The 24,859-nt window shown below is 73.6% G+C and carries 17 protein-coding genes and 1 pseudogene; 8 read left to right on the top strand and 10 right to left on the bottom strand.

Annotated features, from left to right (window positions below; genetic code table 11):
• The first annotated feature begins 281 nt into the window (after positions 1-281).
• Complete coding sequence (locus NMK44_RS10335; protein ID WP_254740675.1) at positions 282-3,020, top strand: glycosyl hydrolase family 65 domain-containing protein; 2,739 nt, start codon at positions 282-284, stop codon at positions 3,018-3,020.
• A 98-nt stretch (positions 3,021-3,118) separates the two neighbouring features.
• Here NMK44_RS10335 and NMK44_RS10330 read toward each other — a convergent pair whose 3' ends face one another.
• Together NMK44_RS10330 and map are read right to left on the bottom strand one after the other, a co-directional pair.
• Positions 3,119-4,141: an AraC-like ligand-binding domain-containing protein gene (locus tag NMK44_RS10330; RefSeq protein WP_254740673.1), complete on the bottom strand. Its 1,023-nt coding sequence runs from the start codon at positions 4,139-4,141 to the stop codon at positions 3,119-3,121.
• Positions 4,142-4,324: 183 nt separating this feature from the next.
• Positions 4,325-5,092, bottom strand: coding sequence for a type I methionyl aminopeptidase (gene map, locus NMK44_RS10325; protein WP_254740672.1), 768 nt, complete (start codon positions 5,090-5,092; stop codon positions 4,325-4,327).
• Positions 5,093-5,168: 76 nt separating this feature from the next.
• On the opposite strand from map, the gene NMK44_RS10320 reads away from it, so the two are divergent.
• Both NMK44_RS10320 and NMK44_RS10315 read left to right on the top strand, forming a co-directional pair.
• Positions 5,169-5,444 carry a helix-turn-helix domain-containing protein gene (locus tag NMK44_RS10320; protein WP_254740671.1) on the top strand — a complete coding sequence of 92 codons (276 nt, stop codon included), beginning with the start codon at positions 5,169-5,171 and terminating at the stop codon, positions 5,442-5,444.
• A gap of 111 nt (positions 5,445-5,555) precedes the next feature.
• Positions 5,556-9,593 carry an ABC transporter ATP-binding protein gene (locus tag NMK44_RS10315; protein ID WP_254740670.1) on the top strand — a complete coding sequence of 1,346 codons (4,038 nt, stop codon included), beginning with the start codon at positions 5,556-5,558 and terminating at the stop codon, positions 9,591-9,593.
• Positions 9,594-9,725: 132 nt separating this feature from the next.
• On the opposite strand, the gene NMK44_RS10310 is transcribed toward NMK44_RS10315, so the two are convergent.
• Complete coding sequence (locus NMK44_RS10310; protein WP_254740669.1) at positions 9,726-10,169, bottom strand: hypothetical protein; 444 nt, start codon at positions 10,167-10,169, stop codon at positions 9,726-9,728.
• A 179-nt stretch (positions 10,170-10,348) separates the two neighbouring features.
• Between NMK44_RS10310 and NMK44_RS10305 the strand changes: the two genes are divergently transcribed.
• Positions 10,349-11,752, top strand: coding sequence for a S28 family serine protease (locus tag NMK44_RS10305; protein ID WP_254740667.1), 1,404 nt, complete (start codon positions 10,349-10,351; stop codon positions 11,750-11,752).
• A 106-nt stretch (positions 11,753-11,858) separates the two neighbouring features.
• Here the strand turns inward: NMK44_RS10305 and NMK44_RS10300 are convergent, their stop codons facing one another.
• The 3 genes from NMK44_RS10300 to NMK44_RS10290 all read right to left on the bottom strand — a co-directional run bounded on the left by NMK44_RS10300 (position 11,859) and on the right by NMK44_RS10290 (position 15,540).
• Positions 11,859-13,805 carry a glycoside hydrolase family 3 protein gene (locus tag NMK44_RS10300; RefSeq protein WP_254740665.1) on the bottom strand — a complete coding sequence of 649 codons (1,947 nt, stop codon included), beginning with the start codon at positions 13,803-13,805 and terminating at the stop codon, positions 11,859-11,861.
• 75 nt (positions 13,806-13,880) lie between these two features.
• Positions 13,881-14,489, bottom strand: a complete 609-nt coding sequence (locus NMK44_RS10295) for a hypothetical protein (RefSeq protein ID WP_254740663.1) — start codon at positions 14,487-14,489, stop codon at positions 13,881-13,883.
• A gap of 136 nt (positions 14,490-14,625) precedes the next feature.
• The gene (locus NMK44_RS10290) at positions 14,626-15,540 is read right to left on the bottom strand and encodes a LysR family transcriptional regulator (RefSeq protein ID WP_254740661.1); all 915 of its coding nucleotides are present in this window, start codon (positions 15,538-15,540) and stop codon (positions 14,626-14,628) included.
• 113 nt (positions 15,541-15,653) lie between these two features.
• Here NMK44_RS10290 and NMK44_RS10285 point away from each other — a divergent pair, with 113 nt between their 5' ends.
• Entirely contained in the window at positions 15,654-16,721 is a 1,068-nt protein-coding gene (locus tag NMK44_RS10285) for an EamA family transporter (RefSeq protein WP_428849360.1), read from the top strand.
• Here the strand turns inward: NMK44_RS10285 and NMK44_RS10280 are convergent.
• The 3 genes and pseudogenes from NMK44_RS10280 to NMK44_RS10270 form a co-directional block, all read right to left on the bottom strand.
• Positions 16,711-17,349 (bottom strand): annotated as a pseudogene (locus NMK44_RS10280) (sugar phosphate isomerase/epimerase family protein); the annotation flags it as partial. The gene NMK44_RS10285 and the pseudogene NMK44_RS10280 overlap by 11 nt on opposite strands.
• 1,231 nt (positions 17,350-18,580) lie before the next feature.
• On the bottom strand, positions 18,581-19,759 hold the full coding sequence (locus tag NMK44_RS10275; RefSeq protein ID WP_254740657.1) for a methyltransferase: 1,179 nt from the start codon (positions 19,757-19,759) through the stop codon (positions 18,581-18,583).
• A 170-nt stretch (positions 19,760-19,929) separates the two neighbouring features.
• Positions 19,930-20,982: a LacI family DNA-binding transcriptional regulator gene (locus tag NMK44_RS10270; RefSeq protein ID WP_254740655.1), complete on the bottom strand. Its 1,053-nt coding sequence runs from the start codon at positions 20,980-20,982 to the stop codon at positions 19,930-19,932.
• A 281-nt stretch (positions 20,983-21,263) separates the two neighbouring features.
• Between NMK44_RS10270 and NMK44_RS10265 the strand changes: the two genes are divergently transcribed.
• Genes NMK44_RS10265 through NMK44_RS10255 form a run of 3 tightly spaced genes read left to right on the top strand, consistent with a single transcriptional unit; the run spans position 21,264 to position 24,465 of the window.
• Entirely contained in the window at positions 21,264-22,424 is a 1,161-nt protein-coding gene (locus tag NMK44_RS10265; protein WP_254740653.1) for a Gfo/Idh/MocA family protein, read from the top strand.
• Positions 22,421-23,587 (top strand): dihydrodipicolinate synthase family protein, encoded by a 1,167-nt coding sequence (locus NMK44_RS10260; protein WP_254740651.1) that lies wholly within the window; start codon positions 22,421-22,423, stop codon positions 23,585-23,587. The genes NMK44_RS10265 and NMK44_RS10260 overlap by 4 nt, the downstream gene beginning before the upstream one ends.
• Positions 23,584-24,465, top strand: coding sequence for a sugar phosphate isomerase/epimerase family protein (locus tag NMK44_RS10255; RefSeq protein ID WP_254740649.1), 882 nt, complete (start codon positions 23,584-23,586; stop codon positions 24,463-24,465). The genes NMK44_RS10260 and NMK44_RS10255 overlap by 4 nt, the downstream gene beginning before the upstream one ends.
• Here NMK44_RS10255 and NMK44_RS10250 read toward each other — a convergent pair.
• The gene (locus NMK44_RS10250) at positions 24,402-24,815 is read right to left on the bottom strand and encodes a hypothetical protein (protein ID WP_254740647.1); all 414 of its coding nucleotides are present in this window, start codon (positions 24,813-24,815) and stop codon (positions 24,402-24,404) included. The genes NMK44_RS10255 and NMK44_RS10250 overlap by 64 nt on opposite strands.
• Positions 24,816-24,859: the final 44 nt, after the last annotated feature.

The raw sequence follows: 24,859 nt of genomic DNA, 5'->3' as shown, positions 1-24,859 counted from the left end.
GGGGTGCCCCCCCCCCCCCCCCCCCCCCCCCCCCCCCGCCGCGCCCCCCCCCCCCCCCGGGGCCCCCCCGCCCCGGCGGCGCAGGGGGCTCCGCATGCCTTCGGGTGACTGCCGCTCCCCTGTCGTCAGCGGAAGGGTCGGAGCCGGGCGAATGCCCCATGCAGGACATCCAGTTGTGAAGTTGTGTTCATGCATTGAAGACATTCGCTGATCCATTGACCCGTTGTGTTCACCTCTTTATGGTCGCTGCGACCGTCATCGGCGAACCACGACGGAGAACAATGACGTACTCCACCCCCCGGCCGCCCCGCGCCGCCCGGCTGATCGCACCGCTCGTCGTCTGCGGGCTGATCGCGGCGGTGCCCACGGCTTCGGCAGGACCCGTGTCCGCACCGTCCGCGGCGGAAGGGGGTGCCGCCGGGTCCTGTACGGATGACTCCGGCGGGCGCCCGTCCGACGGCTGGTCGCTGTCGTCCCACCGGATCGATCCGAAGGACAGCTACCACGCCTACGTCGGCAACGGCTATCTCGGACAGCGGGTGCCGCCCCAGGGCACCGGCTACTCGGGAGGCGGTGACAAGACCGGCTGGCCGCTGTTCACCCCGCGCTACGACGGCTCCTTCGTCTCCGGGCTCTACGCGCACAACAAGAAGACCACCGACGACCGGCAGGTCGCCGCGGCCATCCCGAGCTGGACCACCCTCGAGGTGGCCACCGGGGGCGCCGCGGGCGAGACCTTCGGCCCCGGGACGTCCCCGGGCCGGATCTCCGACTACCGGCAGACCGTCCTGATGCGCTGCGGTCTGGTGCGCACCTCGCTCACCTGGACCGCGTCCGACGGCCGGGCCACCGATCTCACCTACGACGTCCTCGCCGACCGCCGCGATGCCCATGTCGGCGCCGTACGGCTGCGGATGACCCCGCACTGGAGCGGCCGGGCCACGGTCACCGACCGGCTCGACGGACGCGGCGCCCGGCGGCTGACCGGGACCGGCGGCGGTGCCCACCGGGGCGGTTCGGTGGACGTCGGATTCCGCACCGACGGCACCCGTACCGACGGGGCCGTGGCCTCCACCCTGCGCCCCGGCCACGGGGTGCGGGCGCGGGCCCAGGGAACGCCCGGCGCCTCCGGGAAGCTGAGCGCGCATCAGGGTTTGCGCTTCCCGGTCCGGCGCGGCCGTTCCTACGCCTTCACCAAGTACGTCGGCGTCGACACCGCCCTGACCTCCCGCGCCCCGCGCGCCGATGCCCTCGCCGCCTCCCGGCGCGCCGCGGACCGGGGCTGGGACGCGCTGTTCGCGTCGCACACCGCCGCCTGGCGGAAGCTGTGGCGCTCGGACATCGAGGTGGCCGGGCGCGACCAGGCCGAACTGCGCTCCTGGGTGCGCTCGGCCCAGTACGGACTGCTGTCCGCCACCCGTGCCGGATCCCGTAACAGCATCGCGCCCACCGGGCTGACCAGCGACAACTACGGTGGTCTGGTCTTCTGGGACGCCGAGACCTGGATGTACCCCGGGCTGCTGGCCACCCATCCCCAACTGGCCAGGTCCGTGGTGGAGTACCGCTACAAGACCCGCGTGGGCGCCCGGGCGAACGCCCGCAAGCTGGGCTACTCGGGGCTGTTCTACCCCTGGACCAGTGCGAGCAAGGGCGGGCTGTGGACCGAGTGTCATAGCTGGGACCCGCCGCACTGCCGCACCCAGAACCACCTCCAGAGCGATATCGCCCTCGCCGCCTGGCAGTACTACCAGGCGACCGGGGACCGTGGCTGGCTGCGCGACCGCGGCTGGCCGGTGCTCAAGGGGATCGCCGAGTTCTGGGCGGGCCGTGCCACCCGGAACGACGACGGCAGCTACTCCGTCAAGAACGTGGCCGGACCGGACGAGTACAGCAACGGTGTGGACGACGCGGTCTTCACCGACGCGGGCGCCGCCACCGCACTGCGCCACGCCGCTCGCGCCGCCCGGCTGCTGGGCGAGGACGCCCCCGCCGCCTGGACCCGGATCGCCGGCCGGCTGCGGATCCCCTACGACAAGAAGAAGGGGGTCTTCCAGCAGTACCGCGGCTACAAAGGATCGATGATCAAGCAGGCGGACACCGTGCTGCTGATGTACCCGCTCCAGTGGCCCATGAAGGGCCGGACCGCCGCCCGGACCCTGGACTACTACGCCGGGCACACCGACCCCGACGGCCCGGCCATGACGGACTCGGTGCACGCCATCGACGCCGCCGCCATCGGTGAGCCCGGCTGCTCGTCGTACACCTATCTGATGCGCTCCATCAAGCCGTTCGTCCGCGGTCCGTTCCACCAGTTCTCCGAGGCGCGGGGGCGGAAGGCCGGTGCGCAGGACCCGTTGTCCGGTTCCCCGGCGCAGGACTTCCTGACCGGCAAGGGCGGTTTCCTCCAGGTCTTCACCCACGGGCTGACCGGGCTGCGGGCGGAGGAGGACCGGGTGCGGCTGGACCCGATGCTGCCGCCGCAGCTCCACGACGGTGTCACCCTGCGCGGACTGCGCTGGCAGGGGCGCACCTACGAGGTGGCGATCGGCCCGCGGGAGACGACCGTCCGGCTGACCGGCGGTGCGCCGTTCACCATCGAGACGCCGCGGGGCGGGAAGCGGACCGTGCGCCGGGACGCCCCCGCGGTGCTCCCGACCCGCCGTCCGGACCTGAAGCCGACGGACGATCTCGCCCGCTGCGGGAAGGCGACGGCGAGTTCGGAGGAGCCGGGGATGTACGCGGGCGCCGCCGTGGACGGCGGCAAGGCCACCGCCTGGGTGCCGAACGCCGCCGAGGGCACGCTCACCGCCGACCTCGGCCGGGTGGTGCGCGGGGCGAAGATCAGCCCCGAGTGGACCTCGGTGCGGCCCGCCTCGTACCGGGTGCGGACCTCGCTCGACGGGCGCCACTGGCGTCCGGCGGGTGCGGGACCGGCCCGCTACGTCCGGGTGACGGTGCGCTCGTCGGACGACAAGAAGCGGGCGGGCGTCGCGGAGTTGAGGGTCACGCGCGAGCACTGACCGCCCGGCGGCGGCATGCGCAGCGATGGCGTGCACAGGGTGTCAAGAACTGTGCAAGGTATGCCAACGACACCCCCGCCCCCGGCGGGCCATGCTGATCAGGTCAGGTAGGCAGGGTTTCGACGGGGGGAGCCCTGCCTGCCTGCGACCAGCGCCTCCTGGCGGAAGTCCCGGGGCGCGACGCCGTAGGCGCCGCGGAAGGCGCGGCTGAAGTCCGCGGCGTGGCTGAACCCCCAGCGGGCGGCGATGGCGTGGATGGGGGTGGCGCTCTGCGCGGGATCGGCGAGATCGCGGCAGCAGCGCTCCAGCCGCTGGGCGCGGATCCACGCCGAGACGGTGTGGCCCCGCTGTTCGAAGAGGCGGTAGAGGTACCGCAGCGAGATGTGGTGGGCGGCGGCGACCGAGGCCGGGCTCAGCTCCGGCCGGTGCAGATTGCGCTGGACGAAGTCCTCGATCCGCAGGAACAGGGCGCGCCGCCGGCTCTCCGGGGTGACGGCGGTGGTGTCGCGGCCCTCCCCGGCGTCGAGTTCATGCGCGAGCAGCGCGGTGAGCAGATCGAGCAGGACGGTGCCCAGCCGCGGCGCGTCGGAAGGACGCAGCCGGTCGCCCTCGGTCGCCAGCCGGGTGAGGAAGTCGGCGAGCATCGCCCCGATCCCCTCGCGCCCGGACAGGGACCGTCCGAGCAGCCGGTCGAGCTCACCGGGCGGGAACGGCAGCAGTGCGGGGCGGATCGCCACCGACATCTCCTCCACCCGGCCCCGCACACTGGCCCCGTGGTACGGCCGGGAGGTGGAGGTGAGCATGAACTGCCGTCTGCCCAGCGTGGTGTTGCACCCCGCGTGCGACAGATCGGTCTCCCCGCGCACCACCAGCAGCAGGTGGTAGAGCTCGGGGTCCGAGCGCCGTATATGCGCCGCCGACCGGCTGTTCCGCAGGGACGGTACGGAGGTGTAGGAGAGCGAGACCTCGCCCAGACCGACCCCCCGCATAGTGGCGTCGAAGTCGTCCTCGTGGTCCGAGCGCAGCTCCACCGGGATGGACACCTCCTCGGACAGGGCGCGCCACGCCGCGAACCGCTCGGCGGGCGGGATGTTGTCGTAGGCAAGCACCATCCCGGTCATCACCCTCCCGTATCGGGTCATCGCTCGGTGCGATCATCCCGAGCGGCCATCAATGTTTGATGAACGGTTCGGTGGTGAACAGTCCGCATCGGACCGATTCCGCGTGCATCCGTCCGATCCCCCGTGCGCCCTTGTCCGCAATCGTGCGCGGTGCGGCCCCGCCGCCGCGCCGGGCTCTCGGGGTCACAGCGCGGTCAGCACACGGGGGCCGTCCTCGGTGATGGCCACCGTGTGCTCGCAGTGGGCGGCCCGGGTGCGGTCGACGGTGCGCAGCGTCCAGCCGTCGGGGTCGGCGGTGTAGTCGTCCCGCCCGCCGGCCATGAACATCGGCTCGATGGCCAGCACAAGACCGTGCCGCAGCGGCAGGCCGCGGCCGGGACGGCCCTCGTTGGGCACCGGCGGGTCCTCGTGCATCCGGCGGCCGATGCCGTGACCGCCGAAGTCCGCGGGGATGCCGTAGCCCGCGGCACGGCCGACCGCGCCGACCGCGTGCGAGATGTCCCCGAGGCGCGCCCCGACGACGGCCGCCTCGATCCCCGCCGTCAGGGCCCGCCGGGTGGTCTCGATGAGCTGCTGGTCCTCCGGGCGCGGGGTGCCGACGATGAAGCTCACGGCGGCGTCACCGGCCCAGCCGTCCACCGTCGCGCCGCAGTCGATGCTCACCAGGTCGCCGTCGCACAGCCGGTAGTCGTTCGGGATGCCATGGACGATCGCGTCGTTGACCGAGGCGCAGATGACGGCCGGGAAGGGGGTCGGGGCGAACTGCGGGCGGTAGCCGAGGAAGGGGGAGCCCGCTCCGGCCTCGTGCAGCACGGTCCGCGCCGTCTCGTCCAGTTGCCGCAGCGAGACGCCCACCGCGGCGGCCTCCTGGACGGCGGCGAGGGCGGTGGCCACGACCCGGCCCGCCTCGCGCATGGCGTCCAGGGACGCATCGGTCTTGATCTCCACCATGGGGGTGCTGCCTTCCGTCACCGCCGGGGCGAGCCCCCGGCGACCCAATTCTTATACCGGTATTAGTATCACGGTCATGGTGCGCACCCCTCTCACCCCGCTGGAACGTGAACGCGGCCGCTTCCTCGGTGCCCTGCTGCGGCAGGCCCGGGGCGAACGCAGCATGGCCGAGATCGCCGCCGCGGCCGGGATCTCCGCGGAGACCCTCCGCAAGATCGAGACCGGCCGGGCCCCCACTCCCGCCTTCTTCACCATCGCGACCCTGGCCGCCACCCTCGGCCTCGGCATGGACGAGATCGCCACGCGCTGCGCCGCGGTCACCGCGCCACCGGAGGACAGCGCGGCGGCATGATCCGGCCACTCCTGGTGTCCGCCCGGGACGGCTTTTGTTGCGGCAGGATGAAATCCGCCCGGCCGTGTGTTGGTGCCTTCCGGCAGGACTGGAGAGTCGGAGGGACACGGGGTGACGGACGTGGCGGCGGATGAGCCGGGGACACAACAGGGCTGGGTGCGGCGGCTGACCCGCTGGAGCTGGCGGTACCGGCGCAATGTGCTGCTGGCCCTCGGCTCCTCGCTGGGCGGTATGGCCGTCATGGCACTGGTCCCGCTGGTCACCAAACTGATCATCGACGATGTGATCGTCGGCCATGACCGGTCGATGACGCCCTGGGCCACCCTCCTGATCGTCGCCGCCCTCGCGGTCTACGGCCTCACCTACGTCCGCCGCTACTACGGCGGACGGCTCGCGCTCGACGTCCAGCACGATCTGCGCACCGAGATGTACGCCTCGATCTCCCGCCTCGACGGCAGACGCCAGGACGAGCTGTCCACCGGCCAGATCGTCGGCCGGGCCACCAGCGACCTCCAGCTCATCCAGGGCCTGCTGTTCATGGTGCCGATGATGATCGGCAACGTGCTGCTCTTCCTGGTCTCCCTCGTGGTGATGGCGGTGCTCTCACCCCTGCTCACGGTGGTCGCGCTGGCCGTCGCCCCGGCCCTGTGGATCATCGCCTCGCGCAGCCGGGTCCGGCTGTTCCCGGCCACCTGGTACGCCCAGGGGCAGGCGGCGGCCGTCGCCGGAGTCGTCGACGGGGCCGTCACCGGCGTCCGCGTGGTGAAGGGCTTCGGCCAGGAGGGCCAGGAGACCGGCAAGCTGCGCGGGGTCAGCAGGGAGCTGTTCGCCGCCCGGCTGCGCACCGTCCGGCTCAACTCCCGCTACACCCCGGCCCTCCAGGCCGTCCCCGCCTTCGGCCAGGTCGCCATGCTGGCGCTCGGCGGCTGGATGGCCACCCGAGGGCAGATCACCCTCGGCACCTTCGTCGCCTTCTCCACCTATCTCGCCCAGCTCGTGGGCCCGGTCCGGATGCTCACCATGATGCTGACCGTCGGCCAGCAGGCACGGGCCGGAGTGGAGCGCGTCTTCGAGCTCATCGACACCGAACCCGCCATCGCCGAGCGCCCCGACGCCCGCGAGCTGCCCGAGGACGCGCCCGCCACCGTCGAGTTCGACCGGGTCACCTTCGGCTACGACGCCGACCGCCCGGTGCTCTCGGACGTCTCGCTGCGCATCGAACCGGGGGAGACCCTGGCCGTCGTCGGCGCCTCCGGAAGCGGCAAGTCCACCCTGTCGATGCTGCTGCCCCGCTTCTACGACGTGACCTCCGGCGCGGTCCGGGTCGGCGGCCACGATGTGCGCGAGCTGAGCTACGCCTCGCTGCGCGCGGCCATCGGGCTGGTGCCGGAGGACAGCTTCCTCTTCTCCGACACGGTCCGCGCCAACCTCGCCTACGGACTGCCGGACGCCACCGAGGAGCGGATCCGGGCCGCCGCCCGCGCCGCCCAGGCCGACGGCTTCATCGCCGGACTGCCCGACGGCTACGACACCCAGGTCGGCGAGCAGGGGCTCACCCTCTCCGGCGGCCAGCGCCAGCGCCTGGCGCTGGCCCGCGCGATCCTCACCGACCCCCGGCTGCTGGTCCTGGACGACGCCACCTCGGCCGTCGACGCCCGTGTCGAGCACGAGATCCACGAGGCGCTGCGCGGGGTGATGGCCGGGCGCACCACCCTGCTGATCGCCCACCGCCTCTCCACCCTCGCCCTCGCCGACCGGGTCGCGGTCCTCGACCGCGGCCGGCTGGTGGACATCGGCACCGACGAGGAGCTGCGCGGACGGTGCGCGCTGTACCGGCGGCTGCTCACCGACCCGGACGAGCTCGGCGGCGTCAGCCGCGACCCCGCCGGCCGGCCGGTCCCGCGCGGTGGTGACGACCCGGACCACAGCGCCCCGGCGGCGGACCGGACCGACGAGCCCTGGCGGCTGACCGCGGCCGGGGCGTTGGACGGTGAGGCATCGGCCACCGGTCTGGCCGAACCGGAGCTCGACGGCCACCGGGACGCCTCCGCATGCCCGTTCCCGGCCGCCTCCGACGGACCGTCCGCCGACGAGCGGTGCGCCCCCGATCTGGCCGGGCTGACCGCGGCCGCACGGCGGCGTCCGCACGGCGGTGACGACCCCGAGCGGGCCGCCGCGGCCGACGGCGCCGTCCCCGCCGTGACCCCCGCACTGTGGGTGCGGCGCACGGACGAGGAGGACGCACCGGCCGGGCGGGACGGCGCCCCCGCCCCTGCCGCCGCGCCCGCCCCCGGGATCGCCGGGGCGCTCGCCGGGATGCCCGCCACCCCCGATCTGCTCGCCAAGGTCGAGGCCCTGCCGCCCGCCACCGACACCCCGGACGTCGACGAGGAGCGCGCCGTGCGCCCCGAGACGGCGTACGGGCTGCGGCAGTTGCTGCGCGGCTTCGGCGCGCCGCTGCTGATCTCCCTGCTGCTGGTGACCATCGACGCGCTCGCCGGGCTGCTGCTGCCGGTCCTCATCCGGCACGGCATCGACGACGGTGTCCAGCGGCTGGCCCTGGGGGCGGTCTGGGCCGCCTCCGGGCTTGCGCTCGTCGTCGTCCTCGCCCAGTGGGCGGCGCAGATCGGTGAGACCCGGATGACCGGACGCACCGGTGAACGGGTGCTCTACGCGCTGCGCGTCAAGATCTTCGCGCAGTTGCAGCGGCTCGGACTCGACTACTACGAGCGTGAGCTGACCGGCAAGATCATGACCCGGATGACCACGGACGTGGACGCCCTGTCGACGTTCCTCCAGACCGGTCTGGTCACCGCCGTGGTCAGCCTGTTCACCTTCTTCGGCATCCTGGTCGCGCTGCTGGTGATCGACGTCGAGCTGGCGCTGGTGGTCTTCGCGACCCTGCCGCCGCTGGTCATCGGCACCGTCTTCTTCCGGCGACAGAGCGTCAAGGCGTATGAGCTGGCGCGTGAACGGGTCAGCGTGGTCAACGCCGACCTCCAGGAGAGCGTGGCGGGTCTGCGGATCGTCCAGGCGTTCCGCCGCGAGGGCTCGGGCCGGGAGCGGTTCGCCGGGCGCAGCGACGACTACCGCCAGGCGCGGGTGCGCGGCCAGTGGCTGATCTCGGTGTACTTCCCGTTCGTCCAGCTCCTGTCGTCCACCGCCGCCGCGCTGGTGCTGATCGTGGGCGCCGGACGGGTCGGGGACGGCACGCTGACCGCGGGCGCGCTGGTCGCCTACCTGCTCTACATCGACCTGTTCTTCGCCCCGGTGCAGCAGCTCTCCCAGGTCTTCGACGGCTATCAGCAGGCCAGCGTCTCGCTCGGCCGGATCCAGGAGCTGCTGCGGGAGCCGACCAGCACCCCGGCGGCCGGGACACCGCGCACGGTCTCCGCCGTCCGCGGTGACGTCACCTTCGACGAGGTGCGCTTCCGCTACGGCGACGAGGGCGCGGAGGCGCTGTCGGGCGTCTCGCTCACGATCCCCGCGGGCCAGACCGTGGCCTTCGTCGGGGAGACCGGGGCGGGTAAGTCCACCCTGGTCAAGTTGGTGGCCCGGTTCTACGACCCGACCGGGGGCGCGGTCCGCGTCGACGGTACGGACCTGCGCGAACTGGACCTCACCGGCTACCGCAACCGCCTGGGCGTCGTCCCCCAGGAGCCGTATCTCTTCCCCGGTACGGTGCGCGACGCCATCGCCTACGGGCGGCCCGACGCGAGCGACGCCGAGGTGGAGGCGGCCGCGCGGGCGGTCGGCGCGCACGCCATGGTGGCCTCGCTGGACGGGGGCTATCTCCACCCGGTCACCGAGCGCGGACGCAATCTCTCCGCCGGACAGCGGCAGTTGATCGCGCTGGCCCGGGCGGAGCTGGTGGACCCGGACATCCTGCTGCTGGACGAGGCCACCGCCGCACTGGACCTGGCCACCGAGGCCCTGGTCAACCAGGCGACCGACCGGCTGGCGGGACGCCGCACCACCCTGGTGGTCGCCCACCGGCTGACCACCGCGGCCCGGGCGGACCGGGTGGTGGTCCTGGACCACGGCCGGGTCGTCGAGGACGGCACCCATGAGGAGCTGGTGGCGCGGGACGGCCGCTACGCCGCGCTGTGGCGCACCTTCACGGGTGAGGCGGCCCCGGTCGGCGCGTAGGCGGTCTCGCAGGCCGTCATACGTCCCGCGCCGGATGAGCCGACGCGGGGCGCGGCCGGTCCGCTCGTACGGGCCGATCGCCCCCGCCCGCCGTCACTCTCGGCGTTCGTCAGGAGTGACGCTGGGTGAGGGTCAGGGCTCCATCCCGCTGACCCGCGCGATGCCCTCCACCTCCAGGCGGTCCCGCTCCCGCTGCTCGGCCTCGGCGGCCACCCGCTGCTTGTGGCGGTGCAGATAATCGGGGTCACCCGCGCGCTCCTCGGGCACCAGCACCTTCATCCCCTTGGCGTGCGGACTGTCGCCGAGGTCGACCACCACCCGCTCGTCCTGAGAGGTGAGCAGACCGAACAGCACCAGCAGTTCGGCCTGCAGAGCAGGGGTGAACAGCTCTTTCTCCTCCGGTCCCATACCGAGCTCATAGGTGCCCCCACGGACGGCCGGTGATGTGCTCAGCTCGCGCAGCAGCCGCATCAGCAGCTCGAGCGAGCGCGGATCGATCCGTTCCTGCAGTTCCGTCAGATACCGCGTCAGCCGCTCGGCCCGTTCACTCCGGTCGTGCCGTTCGTCTCGGTCCATGTACGCAGCATGGGCCATCACAGCCCGCTACGAAAGAGGGCGGGGGTAACAACTCTCCGTATCCGGACGTGGGTTGGTATGGGGGAGAGACCACTAGCGGGTCCGGGTGTGGCCCGAGTAGGTTCTCGGCGACCTGTGCGAATTCATGGGAAACCAGGGGAAGAAGAAGAGGAGGCCGCATGGGCAAGGCGCTCAGATGGCTGTTGTCGCTGGTGATACTCGTGGGGGCGGCCGGAATGGGGGCGGGGAACGCCTCCGCGCGCCCGGCCGCGCCCCAGCAGTCGGACATCAAGGAACGCGTCCTCGCCATTCCGGGGATGAGCTTTGTCGAGGAGAAGCCCTACGAGGGCTACCGCTTCCTCGTCTTCAACTACACCCAGCCGGTGGATCACCGGCATCCGTCGAAGGGGACCTTCAAGCAGCGGTTCACCCTGCTGCACAAGGCGACCGACCGGCCGACGGTGTTCTACACCTCAGGCTACAACGTCACCACCACGCCGCGCCGCAGTGAGCCGACGCAGCTCGTGGACGGCAACCAGGTGTCGATGGAGTATCGATTCTTCACGCCGTCCCGGCCGCAGCCCGCCGACTGGTCGAAGCTGGACATCTGGCAGGCAGCCAGTGACCAGCACCGCCTCTACCGGGCGCTGAAGCCCGTCTACGGTGAGAGGTGGCTGGCCACCGGCGGCAGCAAGGGCGGGATGACGGCGACCTACTACCGCCGCTTCTTCCCGCGCGACATGGCCGGAACGGTCGCCTACGTCGCCCCCAACGACGTGGTGAACAAGGAGGACTCGGCCTACGACCGGTTCTTCCGCGGCGTCGGCACCGCCGAGTGCCGCTCCAAGCTCAACGCGGTCCAGCGCGAGGCGCTGGTGCGCCGTGACGAGATCGTGGCGCGCTACCAGAAGTGGGCCGACGACGAGAAGCAGACCTTCTCCGTCATCGGCAGCGCCGACAAGGCGTACGAGAACGTGGTCCTGGACCTGGTGTGGGCCTTCTGGCAGTACAGCCTGGAGAAGGACTGCGCGGATGTCCCCGCGGCCACCGCCACGACCGATGAGCTCTATGACTTCATCGACACGATCTCCGGCTTCTCGGCCTACACCGACCAGGGCCTGGAGACCTACACGCCGTACTACTACCAGGCGGGCACCGAACTGGGCTCGCCCACCTTCCGCACCCCCCACCTGGACGGGCTGCTGCGCTACCCCGGCATCTACGCCCCGCGCAACTACGTCCCCCGGGACATCCCCATGCACTTCAAGAACCGGGCGATGCGCGACGTGGACAACTGGGTGCGCCATGACTCGCAGCGGATGATGTTCGTGTACGGGCAGAACGACCCGTGGGGCGCGGAGCCGTTCCGGCTCGGCAAGGGCTCCGAGGACAGTTACGTCTACACCGTCGCGGGCGGCAACCACGGCTCGAACATCGCCGGACTGACCGCCGGTGAGAAGGCCAAGGCCACCGCGGCGGTCCAGCGGTGGGCGGGGGTCTCCCCGGCCGGGAAGCCGCTGGCGCCGTCCGACAAGCGGCTGGACAAGCGGGACGTCGAGCGCCATCCGGTGCTGCGGCCGTAAGCGGTCCGGATCCCTCGTCCCCGTTCCGGCGGGACGGGGGTCCACGGGGCCGGGGGCGGCAGCCCCCGGCCCCTTCCGTTTCTCAGGCTCTCCGCGGTCAGCCGGGTCAGTCGTAGGACAGACCGTGCCCGATCGGGTAGAGCACCCGGGACGGCTCGGCCGCGTCCCGGACCGCCACCGGCAGCCGTCCGCGCGGATCGGTCTTCCCCGCGATCACCCCGGCCGCCGCGCGCAGTTCCACGTCCGTCCACGAGTATGCGGCGAGCGATGCCCCGGGCTCGGTGTCCGCGCCGTGCAGCCGCGCGATGTCGTACGGGTTGCGGACGGCCAGGTGCACCACCGGCGTCCCGGTGGCCACCAGCGCGGCGACCAGGGTCCGCTGCGACGATCCGGCGCCCACGTTGTACGTCGCCACCACCACCGCGTCCCGGTCCCGGGCCTCCGCGACCGCCTCGTCGATCCGGGCGGGCGAGGGGTCCGGCGCGGTGCCCGTACCGGTGGACAGCGCCTCCGCCGTGAAGCCGAGCCCGCTCAGGGCGCGCGCGAGCACGGCCGTGGGCGGCCCGCCGGTGCCGGACGGCGCGGCAGGGTCCACCCCCACCACCAGGACGCGGCGGTGGCGTTTGCGGGACAGCGGCAGCAGCCCCTCGCGGTTGGTGAGCAGCGTGGTGGTGCGGTCGGCGATCCGGTCGGCGGCGGCGCGGTGCTTGGCGGTGCCCACCGTGCGGTCCACCTCCCGCGCGCTGGTGTACGGGTCGTCGAACAGGCCGCGGCGCGCCTTGAGTTCCAGGATCCGCCGCAGCGAGGTGTCGATCCGGGCCTCGGTGATCTCACCCTCCCGGACGGCCCGGTGCATCCCGCGCCAGGCGGCGGCCAGGTCCGGCGGATTCAGCAACTGGTCCACACCCGCCTTGAGCGCGAGCACCGGCACCCGGTCGTCCCCGTACTTCTCCCGTACGCCCTGCATGCCGAGCGAGTCGGTGACCACCACACCGTCGTAGCCGAGTTCCTCGCGCAGCACACCGGTGAGGATGGGCCGGGAGAGGGTGGCGGGGTCGTCGGCCGGGTCCAGGGCCGGGAACAGCAGATGCGCGGTCATGATCGAGTCGATGCCCGCCTCGATGGCGGCGCGGAACGGCGGCGCGTCCAGCCGCTCCCACTCCGAGCGGGAGTGGGTGATCACCGGCAGTCCCACATGGCTGTCCACGGTGGTGTCGCCGTGCCCGGGGAAGTGCTTGGCCGTGGCCGCCACCCCCGCGCTCTGGTACCCGGCGACCTGGGCGGCGACCAGCCGGGCGGCAGCCCGCGGATCGGCCCCGAAGGACCGCACCCCGATCACCGGGTTGGCCGGATTGACGTTGACGTCCGCGACCGGGGCGTAGTCCTGGCGGATGCCGAGGGCGGCCAGTTCGGCCCCGGCGATCCGGCCCGCGGTGCGGGCGTCCTTCGCGCTGCCGCCCGCGCCGAGCGCCATCGCGCCGGGCAGGAGCGTGGCGGGGGCCCCGACACGGGCCACGATGCCGTGCTCCTGGTCCGTGGAGAGCAGCAGGGGCACGGGGGCCCGGCGGTCCCGCAGTGCGGCCTTCTGGATGCCGTTGGAGAGTGCGGCGACCTGGTGGGGATCGCGGATGTTGTGCGTCCAGCCGAAGTAGATGATCCCGCCGACGTGGTACTTGGCGATCAGCTCGGCGGCGTTGGCGACGCCCAGCTCCTTCTGGTTCGCGGCGACATCGGCGGGGTCGGGTGCGGTGGCCGAGTGCCCGTACACCCGCATCACGAAGAGCTGGCCGATCTTCTGGTCGAGCGTCATCCGCCCGATCAGCGCGTCGACGCGGTCGCGGTGCCGGCTACGGGCGGTGCCCTCGCGGCGCGCCGCGGTCCGCTCCCCGGCCGCGCCCGCCCCGCCGCCGGAGCGGGCCGGGGAGGTGGTGGCGGAGGACGGGTGGCGCGCCGGGGCGTTACCGGACGCCCCCGGTGCGCAGGCGGTCGCGGCGGCGGCCACGGTGGCGGCGGTGGCGGCGAGCAGGGCGCGGCGTGACGTGGGCTCGGGCACCCGCACTCCTTCCGTCGGGGTGGAGGGGGCGGCTGGCGGTTGCTATGACACGGTTCAGTGCACAGCGGACCCGGGTCAATGGGAATCGCCTTTTCGGTTCAACTTCGGTCGGGAGAAGACCGGTTCTGATGGAAGTCGTTCCTTCGGTACGGTGAAGACGGCGATCAGATGGAACGGTACGAAGCATTCCGGCGGTGGTGGGGGATGCCGTCCGGCGATGAGGGTCAGCCGCTGACCGGACCGCCGCAGCGTCGCCGACGGCCACTTCGCGCATCCGGTGGTGAGGGACCAGCCCACCAGTGCGGTCCGTGAGAAGTCGGTGGTCCGGGCCGCGTCGGTGATGGCGTCTGCCCGGTTGCCGAAGCGGTGGGCGAAGGCGCTGAGCTCGGCCTCGTTCCGGAGCACGGCGTGGACCTCCGGGACCCCGCCAGAGCCGCTGGTGACATGGGCGGACCCGGTGTCGATCCGCCCGTCGTGACGGGACGGGGAGGTGCCGGAGGCGCTGGGGAAGCTGGCGGAGGGGTGCGTGCCGGGGGCGGGGTCCTGCCGGTCGCAGGCGGCGGAGACGGCGATCAGCGACACGGCCAGCAGCGACGCCGCCACCGCGCGGCGGGCGTGGCGGACGCGGTGGGCCGGTTCCGGGTGCGACGCGGCGCTCTCGCCGTGGTGAGGAGCGGGACTCACCCGCCCATGGTGACAGCGTCTCCCGGCCCGCGCCGGGAACCGGACCTTCTGCCGCGTCAGGCAGGCCAGTGGGCCCGGCCGGGCCGGCGAGCCGAGCCGGGGCGGCCGGGCCATGGAGCCCGGCCGGGGCAGGGGTTCACGTGGTGCGCTGGGGCCAGAGCTCGCGCAGCAGACGGACGGTCTCGGTGATGGCGGGACGGCGGGAGGCGCCGGTGCGCCACAGCGCGTACAGCCGTCGCACCGGGACCGGTTCGAGGGGCACCGCCGTCACCCCCTCCGGCAGCGTGCCGCGCCCCAGACGGGGCATCAGGGCGATACCGAGACCGGCCGCGACCAGCGCGACCTGGGTGTGGTTCTCCGCCGCCTGGTAGGCGAGGTCCGGTTCATGGCCCGTCGCCCGCAGCGTACGGACCAGCCAGTCGTGGCACACCGACCCCGGCGGCTGGCAGATCCAGCGCCGGCCCGGCAGATCGTCGCGGCTCAGCGGGCGCTCCCGGCCGCGTACGGCCAGCGGATGTCCGGCCGGGGCCAGGATGTCGCAGGCGTCGTCCCCGATGACCGCCCGCTCCAGGCCCTCCGGGGCGGGCAGCGGCGCGATGTCCCAGTCGTGGGCGACCGCCATGTCGATCACGCCCTGCGCCACGAGGTCCACCGACAGATGCGGGTCCACCTCCAGCAGCCGGGCGTCCAGCGAGGGGTGCTCCTCGCGCATCCGCGCCAGCACCGGGGGCATCAGACCGCGTGCCGCGGTGGCGAACGCGCCGATCACCAGCCGCCCGGTGGGCCGGCCGCGCCGCTCCTCCAGGGTCGTCTCCGCCTGCTCGACGATGGCCAGCAACTGCTGGGCGGTGGCGGCCAGGTGCCGGGCCGCGTCGGTCAGCGCGATGCCCCGGCCCTGGCGTTCCAGCAGGGTGGTGCGGGTCTCCCGCTCCAACTTGGCGATCTGCTGCGACACCGCGGACGGGGTGTAGCCGAGCGCCGTCGCCGCCGCGCTCACCGACCCGTGCACGGCGACCGCGTGCAGAGCCCGCAGCCGGGCCAGATCCAGCATGGGCCGCCCTCCCTCTCACCGGGTGCGCTGATGGCACCTTTCACATTCGCTGTATCCAACCATGCAGATATCCGCGCTGGTGCTACAAGGTCGAGGGACGTGATCCTCGACCCATGCGACCTGCACACATCGCCCTCGCCGTCCTCGTCGCGGCCGCGTGGGGCGTCAACTTCACGGTGATCGAAGTGGGGCTCGACCACTTCCCCCCGCTGCTCTTCTGCGCCCTGCGGTTCCTGGTGGCCGCGCTGCCCGCGGTGTTCTTCGTCGGACCGCCCAAGGTCGCCTGGCGCTGGGTCCTCGGGGTCGGACTCGCGCTGGGCGTGGCCAAGTTCGGGCTGCTGTTCATCGGGATGCACGAGGGGATGCCCGCCGGTCTCTCCTCACTGGTGCTCCAGATCCAGGCGGTCTTCACCGCGCTCTTCGCCGCCGTCTTCCTGGCCGAACGCCCCACCCGGGTACGGCTGCTGGGCATGGGCGTCGCCCTCGCCGGGATCGCGGTGGCCGCCGCCGACGAGGGCACCTCGGGACCGCTGCTCGGCTTTGTGCTGGTGATCGCGGCGGCGGCCTTCTGGGGCGTCTCCAACGTCCTCACCCGCAAGGCCGCACCGCCGGACGCCCTCGCCTTCATGGTGTGGGTGAGCCTGGTGCCGGTGCTGCCGCTGCTCGGCCTCTCGCTGATGTTCGAGGGCGCCGACCCCGATCTCCAGGCGCTGGCCCGGATCGACTGGGCCGGGGCGGGCACGATCGTCTATGTCGCCTGGGTCACCACCGTGTTCGGCTTCGGGGTGTGGGGTTTCCTGCTGCGTACTTACGACGCCTCGGCGGTCGCGCCCTTCTCGCTGCTCGTGCCGGTCTTCGGGATGTCCTCGGCGGCGCTGGTGCTGGGGGAGGGGATCAGCCCGGCGCGCTGGCTGGCGGCCGCGCTGCTGGTCGGCGGGGTGGCGCTGACGTCGCTCCCGGCGGCCCGGTGGCGCGGGGCGCGCGGGCCGCGCGCGGCGCTCGGGCAGCGTGATGCGTCCGGGCCGGGCCTGCCGCTCGGCCGTTTGCTCAGGCCGCGTCGGCCAGCAGCCGCAGCAGATGCTCGCGGCCCGGAGCGAGCAGTCCCGGCAGCTCCGGAGCCTGCGGGTACCAGCGCTTCTCGTACTCCCAGCACAGCCAGCCGTCCCAGCCCTCACGGCTGAGCAGCTCCACGCACTCGGTGAGCGGCAGCACCCCGGCGCCCAGCGGCAGCGGGGTGGTGTCGTCGGCCGAGGCGATGTCCTTGACCTGCACATAGCCAAGCTGCGGGGCGAGCGCCGGATAGCTGGTCGCGGGGTCCTCCCCGGCCAGCCAGGTGTGCATCACGTCCCACAGCGCCCCGACACTGCCGTGTCCGACGGGCCCGAGGATCCGTGCCGCGTCCGCACCGGCCGGATGCGAGTCATGGGTCTCCAGCAGCAGCCGCACCCCCAGCCCGGCCGCCTCCGGCGCGGCGGCGGCCAGCCGCCGGGCGGCGGTGGCGTCGGCCTCCGCGATGTCCTGGTCCCCGCCGCCGGGGAACACCCGGACGTGGGGCGCGCCCAGATCGTGCGCGAGCCGGACCAGACCGCTCAGCTCGGCCAGCACCGGCTCGTCGGGCCCCGCCGCGGCGACCCGCGCGTACCCGGCCACGGCCAGTACGTCGATCCCGCCCCCGGCGAACTCCTCCACCACCTGCGCCCGCTCCGCGCCCCCGATCCCCGGATGCACCGGCTCCTCGGGATGGGCCCGCAGCTCCACTCCGTGATACCCACTGTCGGCGGCGAGCCGGACCACGTCGTGCACGGCCATACCGGGGACGCCGAGGGTGGAGAAGGCGAGCTTCATGAGGGCTCCGTTGCTCGTCGGGGATCTTCAACGGGACGCTAAGCAGGGGCACGGGCGGGGTCAATCCCGCCGTGCCGGTCGGCCGGGCGACTGCCCGCCCCCGGCCGGCGGACCGGACCCGCCGGGGCGGTGGCTGATCGGGTGCCCGGCCCCAGAGCGTCTATGCGTCTCCGCCGCAGGCGGCGCGGCCCGCCGGGCCCGGCCCGGCAACGCCGGCCGGACGCGATGTCCGCGGCGGGGCCCTGCGGGCGGCATCCCGGCCGCGGGAGCGGGAGCGGGCGGTCGTGCGCCGCGCCCCCGGCGCCGGGGGAGCGGATGGCCCGCCCTCCCCGCGCGCCCGGCGTCCGGCGGCGGAGTGGCGTGGGACGCCGTCCGGGCCCGGCGGGAGTCGCGCGTCCTGCCGGGCGTGACCGTATGGCGGGGGCCTGCGGGTCATGCGGCGGCCCCGCACTGCGGAAGGTGCGGGCGAAACCCTGGCTCTGGCGTGCGTGTGCGCCCTGCGGGCCGGGTCGGCCGGGGAGCGAGCGGTGTTGTGTCCGCGCTCCGGCGCCGGGGAAACGAAGGGCCCGGCCCTCCCCCGCGGGCCGTGCGCCCTGCCGGGCCTTCGCGGCGTGACCGTATGGCGGGGGCCTGCGGGTCATGCGGAGGGTGCGGGCGTAACCCTGGCTCCGGCTGCGGGGCGTGCGCGGGCTGGGTCGGCCGGGGAGCGGTCATGTGTCCGCGTCCCGGTGCTGCCGGAAGCCCCTCCGCTTTCCCGCGACCGTCCGGCGGCGGGGTGGCGCGGGCGTCGTTCCGGCCCTCGGTGCGGGCCGTGCGCCCTGCCGGGCCTTCGCGGCGTGACCGTAGGGCGGGGCCCGCTGGTCATGCGGAGGGCACGGGCGTAACCCTGGCTTCGGCTGCGGGCCGGGTCGGCCGGGGAGCGAGCGGTCATGTGTCCGCGTCCCGGTGCCGGGGAAGGGCCCGGGCCTCCGCCGCGGTCCCTGTGCCCGGCGGCGTGGGCGGCGCGGGACGCGGGCCTGGCCAGGGCGGGAGTCGCGTGTCCTGCCGGGCCTTCCGGCGTTCCGCCGTGTGACCGTACGGCGGGAAGCCTGTCGGCCAGCGCGGCGGCCCCGCGCCGCGGGTGCGGCCCTGGTCGCCGCCGGGCGTGTGGGCTCCCGCCTCGCCCGGGGCGACGCGCTCGCACCCGCGGTTCCGCTCAGGACGTGGTCAGGCGCCAGAGGGAGGTGACTTCTGCCGCGCGGGCCGCGTGGAGGGGGTCGTCCGGGGCGGTCGCGCGGGGGTGGACGGGGCGGGTGTCGTGGCGGGCCCGTACCGTCAGGCCCGCCCCCTCGATCGCGGCCAACAGCTCCGCGCGCGACCGCAGTCCGAGGTGCTCGGCCAGGTCGGACAGGATCAGCCAGCCCTCCCCGCCCGGGGTGAGATGCGCGGCGAGGCCGTCCAGGAAGCCGTGCAGCATCCGGCTCCCGGGGTCGTACACCGCGTACTCCACCGCGGAGGAGGGGCGTGCCGGGACCCAGGGCGGGTTGCAGACGACCAGCGGGGCGCGGCCCGGTGGGAAGAGATCGGCCCGGACCACCTCCACCCGGTCGGACAGGCCCAGCCGGGTGACGTTCTCCCGGGCGCACACCAGCGCCCGGGGGTCCTGGTCGGTGGCCACCACCCGGGCGATCCCGCGGCGCGCCAGTACGGCCGCGAGGACACCCGTGCCGGTGCCGATGTCGAACGCCGTCCCGCCCGGGGGCAGCGGCGCGTCGGCCACCAGGCCGACGTACTCGCCGCGCACCGGGGAGAAGACCCCGTAGTGCGGATGGACGCGGTCGCCGCCCAGCGCCGGTACCTCGACGCCCTTGCGACGCCATTCGTATGCGCCGATCAACCCCAGTAACTCGCGCAGCGAGGTGACCGACGGCGCGTCCGAGGAGCCGTACGCCGCGGCGCACGCCTCCCGTACGTCGGGCGCACGGCGCAGCGGTACGCCGAAGTCGGCGTCCAGCGGCACGAGCAGCATGCCCAGCAGGCGGGCCCGCCGGGACTGCGCCTGGCGGTGCCGGTGGAACGCCTCGGCGGGAGAGGCGGGGGAGCCCGCCGGGACCCGCCGCCCCCGCGCCCGGCGCGGGCCCCGGTCGACCCGGCGGGCGACCGCCGTCAGTAGCTGCCGCGCGCCCCGGTAGTCGCCACGCCACAGCAGCGCCGTGCCCTCGCAGACCATCCGGTAGGCGGTGTCGGCGGCCGTCCGGTCGTCGGCGATCTCGACCCGCGCGGGCGGTGGGGTGCCGCTCTCGGAGCGCCAGTGGGCGGAGTGGGACCGGCCGTCCTCGGTCCAGTGGATCCAGTGGATGACGTGCTGCGTGGTCAGGGGACACCCTTTGCTCATGCGCGCGCTCACGCGCGTCCGTGTGGGCCGATCCTCGCCGCCCCGGCACAGCCGCGCGAGCGGTTTTCCGGACGGGTGCGCCGGACGGGTGACGGGGTGATCCACAAGACACGGCCTGAGCCAACCCGCCAGAGGGGAGCGTTACGTGAGAGGGCGTCAGCCGCGCGGCGTCAGCCCCGCGGCGGCGGCGCCGTGGACGCCCGCGCCATCAGCTCGCCGCGCACCATCGCCACCCCGCCCGGCGGCTGCGGTTCGCGCCCCAGCGCCAGCCGTCCCGCCCGTATGCCCGCCTCGTGCAGCGGCAGCCGGACCGTGGTGAGCGAGGGCACCGCGTCCGCGCTGAACGGCAGATCGTCGAAGCCCGCGACCGACACGTCCTCGGGTATCCGCCGCCCCCGGTCGCGCAGCGCCGCGCAGACGCCGAGTGCGATGGTGTCGTTGGCGGCGACGATCGCGGTCAGGTCACCGTCCCTGCGCAGCAGTTCGAGGGTGGCGTCATAACCGGAGGGGCGGTCGTACAGACCGTGCACCGTGAGCCGCTCGGCGTCCTCGTCCAGCCCGGCCGCGGCCAGCGCCGCGAGGTGGCCCTCCAGCCGGTGGCGGGTGGTGGTGCGCTCGGACGGTCCCGCCACATAGCCGATCCGCCGGTGGCCGAGGGTCACCAGATGCTCGGTCAGCCGGCGCGCCCCGCCCCGGTTGTCGAAGGCGAGGGTCACCGAGTCCTCCAGCGGCGGACGTCCGCACAGCACCACCCGGGTGCCGGAGGCGGCCAGCCGGGAGACCTTGGTGGCCACCGCGGCGGCGTGATCGGGCTGTTCGGCCGCGCCGCCGGTCAGCACGACGGCCGCCGCGCGCTGCCGCTGGAGCAGGGTGAGGTACATCAGCTCACGCTCGGGCGACCCGCCCGTACTGCAGATGACGGCCAGCTTCTCGCCCCCGCGCCCCGGTCCGCCGCCGGGCGCGCCCATCTCGGACTGCACCGCGCCCGCGATGATGCCGAAGAAAGGGTCGGCGATGTCATTGACCAGGACCCCGACCAGATCGGACGTGGCAGCGGCGAGAGCGCTTGCCGGGCCGTTGACCACGTACTCCAGCTCATCGACGGCACGCAGCACCCGGGTCCTGGTGGACTCGGCGACCGGGTAGTTGCCGCTCAGGACACGCGACACGGTGGCCGCCGAGACCCGAGCCCGAGCCGCCACATCGGCCAGGGTCACTGCCATGTTTCCTCCGTCGGTTGGTCACCGGGTGGTACGCCGGACGCGCCGGTGGGGCGGGCTCCATGGTCTCACTGCCCACCGTCACCGTGGCCGGGATCGGGGGCGTTGGCCCAACCGTTGCGGTCCGACGTCCGGTCGGCGCCACCCGGCACCGGACCCCGTCACATGGCGCGAACTGTCCGATGACGACCGGGGTGTCCCATCTGTACAGGGTGATGGGGGGAGACTAGCGTGAACGACCCCGAAAGCGCTTACCGTGCCGTCCCGTGAGGAGAAGAAGCCACGTGACACGCAAGACCGTGCGGATCGCCATGAACGGTGTGACCGGCCGGATGGGCTACCGCCAGCATCTCGTCCGGTCCCTGCTCGCCCTGCGGGAACAGGGCGGACTCGACCTGGGCGACGGCCGGGTGCTCTGGCCACGGCCCCTGCTCGTCGGCCGCCGGGAGGACGCCCTGAGGGCGATCGCCCAGCGCCACGGCCTCGATCCCGTCGCCGACGTGTCCACCGATGTGGACGCCGTACTGGCCGACGAGAGTGTGGACATCTACTTCGACGCACAGGTCACCGCGGCCCGCGAGGACGCGCTGAAGAAGGCCATCGCGGCGGGCAAGCACATCTACACCGAGAAACCCACGGCCACCGGTCTGGACGCGGCGCTGGCACTGGCCCGCCAGGCGAACGCGGCGGGGGTCCGGCACGGGGTCGTTCAGGACAAGCTCTTCCTGCCCGGACTGCTGAAGCTGAAGCGCCTGGTCGACGGCGGATTCTTCGGCCGGATCCTTTCGGTGCGCGGCGAGTTCGGCTACTGGGTCTTCGAGGGCGACTGGCAGGACGCCCAGCGGCCGTCCTGGAACTACCGCGCGGAGGACGGCGGTGGCATCGTCACCGACATGTTCCCGCACTGGGAGTACGTACTGCACGAGCTGTTCGGCCCGGTGCGCAGCGTCCAGGCGCAGTCCACCACCCACATCCCCACCCGCTGGGACGAGCGGGGCAAGCCGTACGACGCGACCGCCGAGGACGCCGCCTACGGCATCTTCCGCCTGGAGGGCGGCGCCATCGCGCAGATCAACTCCTCCTGGGCGGTCCGCGTCCACCGCGACGAACTGGTGGAGTTCCAGGTGGACGGCACCGAGGGCTCGGCCGTCGCGGGGCTGCGCGGCTGCCGCGTCCAGCACCGCTCGGCCACCCCCAAACCGGTCTGGAACCCCGACCTCCCGGCCACCGAGTCCTTCCGCGGCCAGTGGCAGGAGGTCCCGGACAACGAGGAGTTCGACAACGGCTTCAAGACACAGTGGGAGCTGTTCCTGCGCCATGTGGCGCTCGGTGAACCATGGCGCTGGGACCTGCTGGCGGGCGCCCGCGGTGTCCAGCTCGCCGAACTGGGGCTGAGGTCATCGGCCGAGGGCCGCCGGCTGGACGTACCGGAGCTGACCCTGTGATCCTCCGCCTCCCCGCGCCGGGCGGCGGGACCCGCCCCCACCGGCCGTGCGCCGAACCCGCCCGGTTCGCCCCGGGCGGCGCCCCGCTCACCTCCCGGGTGGTCTTCGCGGCCGCCCATGTGGTCGCCGATCCGTACGCCGACACCGCACCCGGCGGTCCGGCCGCCGTGGACTGGGACGCGACCCTCGCCTTCCGCCGCCATCTGTGGTCCCACGGACTGGGCGTGGCCGAGGCGATGGACACCGCCCAGCGCGGCATGGGGCTGGACTGGCCGGTGGCCGCCGAGCTGATCCGCCGCTCGGCCGCCGAGGCACGGGCGGCGGGCGGACGGCTCGTATGCGGCGCGGGTTCCGATCAGCTCGCCCCCACCGAGCGGTCCTACGGGCTGGACGAGGTGCGCGCCGCCTATGAGGAACAGCTCGCCGTCTGCGAGGAGTCGGGGGCCCGCGCGGTGCTGATGGCCTCCCGCGCGCTGGCCGCCGCGGCCAGGGGTCCGGAGGACTACCTCGAGGTCTATGGCCGTCTGCTGAAGCAGGTCGCAGAACCGGTCGTACTGCACTGGCTGGGCCCGATGTTCGACCCGGCGCTGGAGGGCTACTGGGGCGACGCCGACCCGGACGCCGCGGCCCGCACCGTACGGGAGCTGATCGCCGCCCATCCGGAGAAGGTCGACGGCATCAAGATCTCGCTGCTCGACGCCCGCCGCGAGATCGGGCTGCGGCGGCTGCTCCCCGACGGGGTGCGCTGCTACACGGGCGACGACTTCCACTACCCCGAGCTGATCGAGGGCGACGGCCACGGCGCAAGCGACGCCCTGCTCGGGGTCCTCGACCCGCTGGGGCCGGTGGCGGCCGAGGCGGTCCGCGCACTGGACGCGGGGGACGCGCCGGGGTTCCGCGCGCTGCTCGATCCGACGGTGGAGCTGGCCCGCCACCTCTTCCAGGAGCCCACCCGCTTCTACAAGACCGGGGTGGTGCTGCTGGCGTGGCTGGCCGGACACCAGTCCCACTTCACCATGGTCGGCGGCCTCCAGTCGGCCCGTTCCCTGCCGCATCTGGCGCGCGCCTACGAACTGGCCGACGGCCTCGGTCTGTTCCCGGATCCGGAGGCGGCCGCGGCGCGGATGCGGCATCTGCTGAACGTCCAGGGGGTGGCCCAGTGAACGGCCGGAACGGGCTGGAGCGGCTGAGCCTGAACCAGGAGACCATCCGCCAGTGGTCGCTGCCCGAACTGGCCGAGGGGTGCGTGGCGGCCGGTGTGCCCGGTGTCGGCCTGTGGCGGGCACCGGTCCGGGCCTACGGGACCGAGGCGGCCGCGCGGCTGATGCGCTCCGCCGGACTGACCGTCACCTCGCTGTGCCGGGGCGGTTTCCTCACCGCCCTCGACCCGGCCGGGCGGACGGCCGCCCTGGACGACAACCGCGCCGCGATCGACGAGGCCGCCGCCCTCGGCACCGGCACCCTCGTCCTGGTCTCCGGCGGCCTGCCGCCCGGCAGCCGCGATCTGTCCGGCGCCCGGGAGCGGATCGCGGACGCGCTGGGCGAGTTGAGCCCGTACGCCGCCGAGCGCGGGGTGCGGCTGGCGGTCGAACCGCTGCACCCCATGTTCGCCGCCGACCGCTGTGTGGTCTCCACCCTCGCCCAGGCGCTGGACCTGGCCGAGCGGTTCCCGGCCGGGCGGGTGGGCGTGGTCGTGGACACCTACCACCTGTGGTGGGACGACACGGTGGCCGCGCAGATCGCCCGGGCGGGCGCCGGGGACCGGATCGCCGCCTTCCAGGTCGCCGACTGGATCACCCCGCTCCCGGCGGGGGTGCTGCTGGGCCGCGGCCAGCTCGGGGACGGCTCGATCGATCTGCGCTGGTTCCGCGAGCGGGTCGACGCCGCCGGGTACGACGGGCCCATCGAGGTCGAGATCTTCAACCCGGCGCTGTGGGAGCGGGACGGCGCCGAGGTGCTGGCGGAGGTCGCCGAACGCTACGCGTCCTCGGTGCTGCCCTCGCCGTCCCGGTCACCGCTGCCGCCCGATCCGGTGGGCTGACCGGAGGACGCCCGGGCGGCGACCATGACCTCGGACACGTACTCCCGCACCCGGAGGGTCGCGGTGCCGCTGGTGTAGAGCCCCATCCCCAGCATGCCGACCGGCACCGAGGCCGCGAGGATCCCGGTCATGGTCGTCCAGGGGCGTTCCCGCTCGCAGTCCTCGTAGACGCGGTCGCGGAAGGCGGGCGCGTCACAGTGGTTGGAGTACTCCCCGGTCTCGAACGGGGTGAACATCAGCACGGCCAGGAACGCCCAGCTCAGTCCGGCGAGGAACAGCATTCCCAGCCCGGTGGCCCGCATCCGCTGTGCCCGTGCCACCCACGCCGTGCTCTCGACCGCCCCGTTCATGTCCACCCTTCCGTCGGAACGCAAAGGCCACGAACATAACAGGC

It is taken from the genome of Streptomyces cucumeris (assembly GCF_024295805.1).
Classification (GTDB): Bacteria; Actinomycetota; Actinomycetes; order Streptomycetales; family Streptomycetaceae; genus Streptomyces; species Streptomyces cucumeris.
The sequence above is the reverse complement of the archived record's forward strand: the minus strand, read 5'-3'. Positions and strand labels throughout refer to the sequence as shown.

Excerpts from the sequence above, each read along its gene's own strand:
- NMK44_RS10275 (WP_254740657.1), bottom strand. The coding sequence starts at position 19,759 with ATGAGCAAAGGGTGTCCCCTGACCACGCAGCACGTCATCCACTGGATC.
- map (WP_254740672.1), bottom strand. The coding sequence starts at position 5,092 with ATGGTGGAGATCAAGACCGATGCGTCCCTGGACGCCATGCGCGAGGCG.
- NMK44_RS10335 (WP_254740675.1), top strand. The coding sequence starts at position 282 with ATGACGTACTCCACCCCCCGGCCGCCCCGCGCCGCCCGGCTGATCGCA.
- NMK44_RS10320 (WP_254740671.1), top strand. The coding sequence starts at position 5,169 with ATGGTGCGCACCCCTCTCACCCCGCTGGAACGTGAACGCGGCCGCTTC.
- NMK44_RS10305 (WP_254740667.1), top strand. The coding sequence starts at position 10,349 with ATGGGCAAGGCGCTCAGATGGCTGTTGTCGCTGGTGATACTCGTGGGG.
- NMK44_RS10290 (WP_254740661.1), bottom strand. The coding sequence starts at position 15,540 with ATGCTGGATCTGGCCCGGCTGCGGGCTCTGCACGCGGTCGCCGTGCAC.
- NMK44_RS10330 (WP_254740673.1), bottom strand. The coding sequence starts at position 4,141 with ATGACCGGGATGGTGCTTGCCTACGACAACATCCCGCCCGCCGAGCGG.
- NMK44_RS10310 (WP_254740669.1), bottom strand. The coding sequence starts at position 10,169 with ATGGACCGAGACGAACGGCACGACCGGAGTGAACGGGCCGAGCGGCTG.
- NMK44_RS10285 (WP_428849360.1), top strand. The coding sequence starts at position 15,654 with ATGCGACCTGCACACATCGCCCTCGCCGTCCTCGTCGCGGCCGCGTGG.
- NMK44_RS10270 (WP_254740655.1), bottom strand. The coding sequence starts at position 20,982 with ATGGCAGTGACCCTGGCCGATGTGGCGGCTCGGGCTCGGGTCTCGGCG.
- NMK44_RS10250 (WP_254740647.1), bottom strand. The coding sequence starts at position 24,815 with ATGAACGGGGCGGTCGAGAGCACGGCGTGGGTGGCACGGGCACAGCGG.